At 65.9% G+C, this 9,727-nt stretch carries 6 protein-coding genes and 2 pseudogenes; 2 read left to right on the forward strand and 6 right to left on the reverse strand.

Annotated features, from left to right (window positions below):
* On the forward strand, positions 1 to 344 hold a 344-nt coding region (locus ELR45_RS38310; RefSeq protein WP_205856833.1), incomplete at its 5' end, for an exo-rhamnogalacturonan lyase family protein.
* Positions 345 to 367: 23 nt separating this feature from the next.
* Positions 368 to 3,088, forward strand: coding sequence for an exo-rhamnogalacturonan lyase family protein (locus tag ELR45_RS18395; protein WP_129667690.1), 2,721 nt, complete (start codon positions 368 to 370; stop codon positions 3,086 to 3,088).
* 143 nt (positions 3,089 to 3,231) lie between these two features.
* Here the strand turns inward: ELR45_RS18395 and ELR45_RS18400 are convergent.
* From ELR45_RS18400 to ELR45_RS38315, 6 genes and pseudogenes are all read right to left on the reverse strand, one after another.
* Positions 3,232 to 4,020, reverse strand: a pseudogene (locus ELR45_RS18400) (esterase-like activity of phytase family protein); the annotation flags it as partial.
* 186 nt (positions 4,021 to 4,206) lie between these two features.
* A complete protein-coding gene (locus ELR45_RS18405; RefSeq protein ID WP_129667691.1) occupies positions 4,207 to 5,952 on the reverse strand; it encodes an ATP-binding protein in 1,746 nt (581 codons plus the stop codon).
* Positions 5,953 to 6,167: 215 nt separating this feature from the next.
* A complete protein-coding gene (locus ELR45_RS18410; protein ID WP_129667692.1) occupies positions 6,168 to 7,052 on the reverse strand; it encodes an ABC transporter substrate-binding protein in 885 nt (294 codons plus the stop codon).
* 261 nt (positions 7,053 to 7,313) lie between these two features.
* Positions 7,314 to 8,513, reverse strand: a complete 1,200-nt coding sequence (locus ELR45_RS18415; RefSeq protein WP_129667693.1) for an ADP-dependent glucokinase/phosphofructokinase — start codon at positions 8,511 to 8,513, stop codon at positions 7,314 to 7,316.
* Between the two features lie 9 nt (positions 8,514 to 8,522).
* Positions 8,523 to 9,383 (reverse strand): ketose-bisphosphate aldolase, encoded by an 861-nt coding sequence (locus ELR45_RS18420; RefSeq protein WP_129667694.1) that lies wholly within the window; start codon positions 9,381 to 9,383, stop codon positions 8,523 to 8,525.
* A 45-nt stretch (positions 9,384 to 9,428) separates the two neighbouring features.
* A pseudogene (locus ELR45_RS38315) lies at positions 9,429 to 9,727 on the reverse strand (carbohydrate ABC transporter permease); the annotation flags it as partial.

Below are 9,727 nucleotides of genomic sequence, written 5' to 3' on the forward strand. Positions count from 1 at the left end.
TCCCGGAGTTCGAGCAGGAGTTCCTGAACTTCTGCATCGCCCGGACGGGCACCGACGACGAGCGAGTCGAGCTGTACGGCCGGAACTTCAACGAGGGTAGCTTCCGCAACCACTACGCCAGGATGATGGCGTTCGCGGGCGACCGGCTCGGAGACGACTCGTACAAGCAACGCGCATGGCAGACCTTCGGACCGCACCAAGGCAACCTGGCCCCGGTCCAGGAGGTCTCCGGCCCGACCGTGCTCACCCCGGTCGAGTGGACGTTCACCAACACCAACGACCTGGGTCAGCGCTTGCTCAACATCATCGAACTTCTACAGCTGGCACCGGACCAAGCACCGTAGTCGGCGACTCGAGGAGGAGTCAGATGCCCGAAGTATCCCGTCGTACGTTCGTCCAGGGCATGGTAGGCGCGGGCGTAGGGACCGCAGTTCCGGTCAGTCCAGCCTTCGCCGCTTACACCGCAGAACAGAGCGCGGAGGCTCCCGAGATCCGCCTGCACTGGCTCGAGGGCGATCCGCCGGCGGTCGGCACCGGCAGCACATGGGGCGTGCCGTGGCCGAAGGGAACGATCAGCTCGGAACAGGCGTTCGCGCTGCGGTCGTCGGACGGGGCGGACGTGCCGGCCCAGACGTGGCCGACCGCCTACTGGCCGGACGGGTCGGTCAAGTGGACGGCTCACGCGCTGGCCGCCGATGCTCCCGCCGCCGCGGAGTACGTCTTGACCACGGGCGAGCCGGCAGCGCCGGAGAACGCCGTCACCGTCCAGGAGAACCGGGGCCGGATCGTCGTCGACACCGGCGTGATCCGCTGCGAGATGGTCAAGCGTGGCCAGTTTCTGATCCGTTCGATCAGCCGGGACGGCCGAGAGATCGCCCAGCATGTCCAACTGGTCAATCTGCGGCAGCGGAAGATCGACGACGGCGACGAGGCGAGCGCCGACCGGCACAAGATGGTCAGCAAGATCAGCGAGGCCACGGTCGAGCAGGACGGCCCGGTGCGAGCCGTCGTCCGCGTCGAGGGTGTGCACTCGGGCCGCGGGCGCGACTGGCTCCCGTTCACCATCCGGCTCTACTTCTATGCCGGCGCCGAGCACGTGCGGATGATGCACACCTTCGTGTTCGACAGCGACGGCGACGACGAGTTCATCGCCGGCCTCGGGGTGCGGTTCAAGGTGCCGATGACCGACGAGCTGTACGACCGGCACATCCGGTTCGTCGGCGAGGACCACGGGATGCTCACCGAGGCGGTCAAGACGATCACCGGCCTACGCCGCGACCCCGGCGAGGAGGTTCGCGCCGCCCAGGTGGCCGGCAAGCGCTTGCCCGATCCGTCGACGTGGGATCAGCGCGTCACCACTCGCCTGCACTGGATCCCGGCGTGGGGAGACTACAAGCTCAGCCAGCTGTCCTCGGAGGGCTTCACACTCGCGAAGCGGACAACGAAGGGCAACGGCTGGGTCGACGTCGACCAGGGCGGCCGTGCCTCCGGGTTCGGCTACGTCGGCGGTGTCAGCGGCGGCGTGGGATTCGGAATGCGGGACTTCTGGCAGCGGCACCCCACCCAGCTCGACGTGCGCGACGCACACACCGACGCCGCCGAGGTCACGGTCTGGATGTGGTCGCCCGACGCACCGCCGATGGACACCCGCTTCTACCACGACGGCTTGGGGCAGGACACCTACGAAGAGCAGCTCGACGCCCTGGAGGTCACCTACGAGGACTACGAGCCCGGATTCGGCACCCCATACGGGATCGCGCGCACCACCGAGCTGATGCTCTGGGCGATGGACGCCACCCCGGAGGCCGACCGGCTAGGCGCGATGGCCGACGCTGTGCGGACGCCGCCGCAGATCGTCAACGAGGTGCAGCACCTGGTAGACGCGAACGTGTTCGGCGGGCTGTTCACGCCGGTGGACCGTTCCACGCCGACGAAGGCGGCGATCGAGGACGGCCTCGACTTCCTCTTCGACTTCTACACCAAGCAACAGGAGCAACGCCACTGGTACGGCTTCTGGAACTACGGCGACATCATGCACAGCTTCGACGGGGACCGAAGCGTATGGCGCTACGACGTCGGCGGCTACGCCTGGGACAACTCCGAGCTCTCCCCTGACCTGTGGCTGTGGTATTCGTACCTGCGCTCCGGACGCGCGGACATCTTCCGGTTCGCCGAGGCCATGACCCGGCACACCGGCGAGGTCGACGTCTACCACCTCGGCGAGTGGGCCGGGCTGGGCACCCGGCACAACGTGCAGCACTGGGGCGACAGCGCCAAGCAGCTGCGGATCAGCACGGCCATCTACCGGAGGATCTTCTACTACCTCACCGCCGACGAGCGCACCGGCGATCTGATGCACGAGGTCGTCGACGCCGAGGAGACGTTCCTCACCCTCGACCCGATCCGCAAGATCCGCGAAGAGCCGTACGAGCCCGATCCCCGCGCGCTCGCAGTCGGTCTGGGGACGGACTGGTCGGCGCTGGCCGCGGCCTGGTTCACCGAGTGGGAACGCCGCGGGCCGCAGGCGGACGACGCGGAGCGGAAGGTGCTCGGCACGATGCGCACCATCGCGGCGATGCCGAACGGGCTCGCCAACGGCGGCACCCTCTACAACATGGAGACCGGCGAGTTCTTGCCGGCCGAAGCCAGCGTCAGCGGGAGCTCGTTGGGGGCGATGTTCGGCCTGGTGGAGATCTGCGCGGAGCTCATCGACGCCATCGACATGCCCGAGTTCGAAGCGGCGTGGCTGCCGTACTGCCGGCTCTACAACGCCAGCCGCGAGGAACAGGAGGCGGAACTAGGCGGACGCCTCGGCACCAATCTCCGACAGGGCCACACCCGCATGGACGCCTACGCGTACCACCGACTCGGTGACGCCACGTACGCCGAGCGCGCGTGGGACTTCTTCATGCATCCTCGGACCGACTGGGAGTACCAGCTGGACAGGGACTGGTCGGCCGAACACAGCGAGGACACGCTCAACCCCACCGACAGCGCGCCGTGGGTGTCCACGAACACCACAGCCCTGTGGGGTCTGTCCGCCATCCAGAACCTCGCACTGGCCGGCGACCGAATCCCTGACGAGTAGGACATCGCGGCGCATGGTCCGCCTGATGACTCGCGGGGCTGCCACCACACGACGCGAGTGTGAACCACGACGAGCTCAAAGATCGGCGTGAGGACGCGCGGGCGCCCTCACGCCGATCTGGACCGCAATTCCGCCCTTCAACCTCAGTCGGAGATGCGGACGGAGAGCCGGTAGAGCCGGGTGATCTGCGTCGGGTTGCTGTTGTCGTCGGACAGCAGGAACAGGTCGTAGCGGTCCCCGCCCAGGCGACGACCCAACTCCATCGCCTCGACGTTGTCCAGCAGGGGGTTGGGCTGCGGCTGCTTCGCGGTCGCGCCCGACGGCGGGCAGGTGACGAGGTCGACCACCAGCTCCTTGGCGACGAACGTGCCTGGGTCGGTCACGCTCTGCAGCGACTCGATGCCGGTGACATCGGTGGCACCCGCCGCGTTCACGCGGTAGATGCGGACGGTGTTGCCGAAGCCTGCCGTCCAGCCACGCTCAAGCGCGAGCAGCTGGCCGTCGCCGAGCGCCACGAGCTCGACCAGCCCGAGGTCCGCGTCGGTACGGTAGGCGAGCTGGCTTGTCGGCACATAGGTACGCCCGGAGCGCCCGTAGTAACGGAGGATGCGGTTCAGGCCGCGGCCCTCAGCGTCGGCGCCGTCGGCGGCGAGCGGACCCTCCATGCCGGCGTACAGCGTGCGTCCGTCCGGTGTGGCCGTGAGCGATTCGAACGTCGCATTGGACGCCGCCTCACCTTCCGGCGCGACACGGAAACGTGACGGCACGTCGAGCTCGCCGATCTGGCGACCGTCGAAGCGGCGGAACCGGCGGATGGATGGCTCGGTCTCCGAGCTGGCGAGCACCGTCCTGCTACCGCGCTCGATCACCAGCCCTTCGCCGTCGAAGTCGGCACCGGTATAGGGCGTGCCGTCCGGCCGCGTGAGCGTCGTGACCTTGCGGACGCCGCGACGGTCACCGCGGCGGTGAGCAGGCGAAAACTACGCACGAGTCCCCTCCCAGGAAGATGCAGACGTACTCCGCCGATCAAACCTGATCACGCCCACACGCCAGCCACAGCTGGGCGAACAGAGGTTGAAGACTCTACAGGCGCAGGGTGTCTCCCTCCCGGCTCGCTATCAGGTGGTGGATAGACGGTAGAAGAATCCTCTACCGCTGCGATTCGCGCGTCCCGGTTGCAGGTAGCCGTGTGCCTCGAGGTTGCCCAAGAGCTTTCCGGCATAGTTGGTCGCGACGCCGGCCAGGTCTGCCACTTCGGTGCTCGACACTCGGCCCCGCGCGCGTGCCCAGTCGAGGATCATGCGCTCGCGACCCGTACCAGAGAGAACGTGCTGGAGACGGGTTGGGAGCTTCTCGCGAACGACGTCCGAAGGCCGCCATGCAGAAGGTTCACCGTCTGGCACGCCGGCGACCGGGACGATCACCGGCTCGCTGTTGACGGTCACGTCCGCGAGTCGGCCGATGGCTGCTTCGGTCTCAATCTCGCGCCGTTGTAGGACAGGTGCGGCCCGCGTGGCGTCGACCCATCCGTGGCGGCTGAGATGGTCGAGGAGCAGGAGCAGGTCGACGTCACGACTCAAGGCGCCGGATGAGGACGCCGCGAGAATCTCGGTCCACTCTCGGTTCGGTGTTCCTCCGATCAGGACCGCCCTGACGAACGGACCGTCGACCTCGGCGATGTCAGGGGGTCGGTGTCCCAACGCCAGCATGTCGGCCACCATACGGTCGACGCCGGTGCCTTCCCGTTCAGCGAGCCTCAGGGCGGCCGCCGCCTCGGCGAGACTTCTGTATCGGGGCACGGAGGGGTGAGAGATGATATTCGCTGGTGTGACGCCTCCGATGAACCCACCTGGAGACGTAACAGTCAACGTGTCACCGACATGTTCGACGACGACGGGGGCATCCGAGGGCCATTCACGATGGACGACACCGTTGACGATCGCTTCGCGTATCGCCGACGGCGGCAACGCTCGCACTTGTCCTCGAACCAGACCGTCGGGTAGGTGAACCACGCGATTGGACGCTGCGGCGGCTGTCTCGACTTCAGCCAGCTGCGAAAGTAGCGATCCGTCGCCTCGTATACGAACAGTGCTGTCTCCACCCGGATGGTCGCGGCGGATATAGTCAATGGCCGTCGACGGCGTCTCAACGAACAGCAGGGCACCCGCGTTCGTCAAGTTGCCGTCACCGTCGACAACGTTCAGGCGGCGCAGGAGGTCCTCGTCTGTGGCCGACGACAGATCGGCCGCGGTGGGGTCATTGGCAGCCTGGCTGAGGAAACGGCGCGCAACCTCCATTGCGCTTCCTCGGAGATCTTCGAGTCGATAGCCCGATGGCTGGGCCGACCAGTCGAAGCCGCTTCTGTGCAACCGCCCCGACATCCACGTCGCCGCGTCTACCTCAACGCAGTTGTCGTTGACTCGCCATTGAATTCGCCCGTGCCAACGGATCGGCTCCACTGCTTCAGGGACGCGAAGGACTAACAAGCGGGTACCGTTCAGGTCTACTTCCCGGATGTCAACCGTCAGGCGCCGATCGCTGAGCTGATAGATCCTGTGACGCAACCACTCCGCATCGACGTCTGTGCCGACGTGCAGCCCGTCGTCGGCGACGCCCACGATGAGCGCACCCCCACCTGGCGTATTGGCGAGGCATGCCAACTCACCGGCCATGTATTTTGCGGCATCCTCGTTTTCTGTGGCCCCTGCCTGGACCACGCCTCCCGGTCCACGTCGACCAGGCTCCTCCTTCACGTCAACATTGCGCTTCTCGATGTCATGCGGAAGGCGACCATTGGCCAGTTCGGTGAGAACGTGGTTCAGCTGCGCTTCGGTCGGATCTGGTCCAAGAAACTGGAACGACACGGCCGCACTCCTGCCTCGAGTTACATTTTCTACGCCGAAAGTGTAACTCGGAGCGGCGTGGAGGGCTCTTTGTTCTATTTTTCTGCCAGAACTCGGCTCGTACCGGCGCTCGTCGTCGACCGGAGCCCTAGAACACGTCGTACACCGGCGCGCAGGCACGCGACACAGTCCGCCAGGCTCACGTCCTTGACCAGGACGGATGTCAGGTGCTGTCGTCAGCGGATCCGCTGAGCGAACGCCGGGTTCGGCGCCCCGGCGGCCGCGGGGTGGAAAATGCCAGCCAGCGCCTCCACACCGTCGACCAGGCGGGGACCGGGCCTGGCGAACGACGCATTGGCGTCCACGGCCCACAGCGGGACACCTTGAGGTGTCAGGTCGGCGACCTCGCCGGTCAGCCGGGCCGATTCATCGAGCCCGAACCCGCACGGCGCTGAGACCACGGCTTCGACCCCGGCGGTGGCGACGTCGTCCCAGCTGATCCGGTACGAGCGTGCGCCGGACTGCCCGAGAACGGAACGTCCGCCGGCGGCCTCGACCATGTCCGGAACCCAATGCCCCGGCGCGAACGGCGGATCGGTCCACTCCAGGATCAGCGCTGGCACCTGCCGCTCGGCGGCGACCTTCGACCGCACCGCATCAAGCCGGACGGACAGCTCCGTCACCAGCCGCTCGGCCCTCACCCGGGAACCGACCGCGGCGCCGATCGTCACGATGGAGTCCAGGACCTCAGTCAACGTTTGTGGATCCACCGTCAGCACCTCGGCGCGACAGGCGAGGTACTCCAGGGCGTCGTGCACCGTCGACACGTCGACCGCGCAGACCGCACACAGGTCCTGAGTGACCACCAGGTCGGCATCCAGGTCCGCCAGCGCTCCCTGGTCCAGGTGGTACAGGTCCTCCCCGGCGGCGATCCGCTCGTTCACCAGCTGATCGATCTCCGCAGGCGGCAGGCCCTCGGGCAACGTACTGGTGGACACGATGTGCCTGCCGCGGGCCGGCAGCGGGTAGTCGCACTCGAACGTCACACCCACGACGTCGTCACCTGCGCCGACGGCGAACAAGATCTCCGTGGCCGACGGCAGAAGCGATACGATCCTCACGCCTCCACCGTAGAACGGGCAACCGAACAGTTCGATCCGGCGTCCTCAGGCGGGGATGCGGTCGCCGGCCAACGCGAGGTTCCAGATGGCGGCCAAGCCGTAAAGAGCGATGCTGTTCCGTATCGATCGTCCGTGGCCGAGATAGCCAATCAGCTCAACGTGACCGCCAGGGTGGCACGGTCCACCCAGGTTCGGGCAGGTTCGGACAAAAACGAACTCCGCGGCTCGGAAGACGTGTCCAGGCACGGGAGAACCTGTCGATCAGGGTCGTGGCTGCGCCCCTTGACTTGCGGCGAGGAACCCACCCACGAACGCATCACCGAGGCCGATCGTCGTCGGTGTCGCCGCGGTGAGCACGAACGCGGGAACTCCGCTCACCGACTCGCCCAGCGTCTGCTCTACTGCCTCGACGACGGCGGCGCCCTGCGGATGCACAGGGAATCGCTGCACGGCGTGGTAGTCATCGGCGTCGAACGCGTCCCCGAATGTGTAGCGGGAGCTGGCCATGGTGACGCCGCCCTGCAACGCCCCGCGATACCCCCGCGCTGCTTCCCCCAAAGCCATCGACCAGTACTTGGTGTGCACGACAAGTGTCCGAGCCGGGACGATCGCACGGAGCTCGGACAATGCGCGCACTAGCTCAGCGGCATCGAGGAGGTCGACCGGCCGGCCGAGGTACTCCTGCATCTCGTCCTCGTTCATCGACAGCACGGTGACCAGATCGAGAAGCCCTTCGTGCACCACCTGTCGTAGTTCCGGCACATGGAAGCCGGCGTCCTCGTAGAACGTCAGAGCCGTGGCCGGGAGCCGGCCCATGTGAGCGCGCAGCTGGGACAGCCGCTCAGACAGTAGTTCCTTGCCTTGGACGGAGTTGAAACCCGACACCAGGAACACCTCGGCCTGGCTCAACGCCTCTCCCAGCTTCGGGTGCAGGCGCATCTCCCGGTTGGGCGGGTCATGAACGTAGATGATGCGGTTCGAGTGCGGAGCGCACAGGTCGAGATCGTGGCTCTGCACCCGGTCTCCGGCCACGTACTGCACGATCAGGTGCGGGTCGAAAGTGTCACCATCTGCGCTGCACAGATACGAGATGCCGGCCGGCAGAAGCCGGCGTACATGGTCATCGATGCTCACCAGATGCACGGTGCTGCGCACGCCCAGCGTGGCCATCGCGAGAGCACATCGCACACCTGTACCGCCCAGGGTGGCCGCCTTGTCGAACCGAGCGGCAAAGCGCTCGACGAGATCGTTGGACGCGACGGAACGCTCTCCCCCGACGCCGTCACGCAGGAACGCCAGCAACGAGCACACCAGGTTACGCTCACTGTCGATGGGCACCGCGTTGCTCAGGTCTACGGACCAGATGTCGTGCTCGACGACGAGACGCTCGATGGTCGCGGAGTCCCAGACGACCTCGTAGTCGACGTTACCTCCCAGGCCCAGGACTGTTCGCTCGCTCATGACCGGTGCTCAGTAGAGCGAGGCTTTGCCTGCGGCGTCGAACAGGGCGATCTTGTGCGCAGCGGTGACCTTCATGGCTTCGATGCACGGGGGCTGGATCGTATTCGGCTCGCGATGTCCAGGGTCCGCCAGGACTTCCCGCATCTTCTGGTGATACGCCACCTTGATATCGGACGAGATGTTGATCTTGTTCACGCCGAGCTTGACCGACTCGCCGATCTCGACGTCTGGGTTGTTCGATCCGCCGTGCAGGACCAGCGGCATGGCCAGCTTCGCCTTGATCTGCCGCAGCAAATCGAGCTTGAGCTCGGGCTTCAGGCTGGCGGGGTAGATGCCGTGCCGCGTGCCGATCGCCACGGCGAGGGAATCGACCCCCGTCTCCCGCACAAACGTCACCGCGTCGTCAGGGTCGGTGTAGATGATCGTCGCCGTGCCGTACTCACCTTCGGCGTCAGTCGATCCGATGGTGCCCAGCTCGCCCTCGACGGAGACGCCCACGGCATGTGCCGCCTCGACGACCTTCCTGGTGATCGCGATGTTCTCGTCGAAAGGCAGCAGCGAACCATCGATCATCACCGAGGTAAAGCCCACCTGGATGGCCAGCAGAATCTGCTCGAAGGTGGCGCCGTGGTCGAAATGCACCGTCACTGGCACGGAGGACCGGTGGGCACGAGCGATGATCGCCGCCATGATGTCGGTTCCGGTATGACTGAGCTCGTCAGGATGGATCGCCACGATGAGCGGTGCGTCATTCTCCTCGCTGACGTCGACCACACCGTTCAGCATGGCGTAGTCACTGATGTTGAACGCGGGAACGGCGAAGTTGTTCTCGTTCGCCACAGCCAGCAGATCACGGCCGTTGATCAGCATTTCTCGGTCTCCTTGAAATAGGGAAGATGGCCTGCGGTCGGTGGTTCAGATCTTCACGGCACCGGCGGTCATCCCTCCGATGAAGTAGCGCTGGAAGAACAAGAAGAGACCGACTATGGGAATGCAGCCGAGCATGCTCATCGCCAGCATCTCGTTCCATTCGTACGAATGCTGACCCATGAGCAGTTGAATCCCGATCGGCACGGTGCGCATGTCCTGCGTGCGGGTCAATGTCAAGGCGAACAGGAACTCGTTCCACGCGATCATGAACGTATACAAGCCCACGGAAACGAGACCCGGCACCGAGAGCGGCACGAGGATCCGCCACACCGTGACGAACGGCC

It is taken from the genome of Phytoactinopolyspora endophytica (assembly GCF_004138495.1).
Taxonomy (GTDB): domain Bacteria; phylum Actinomycetota; class Actinomycetes; order Jiangellales; family Jiangellaceae; genus Phytoactinopolyspora; species Phytoactinopolyspora endophytica.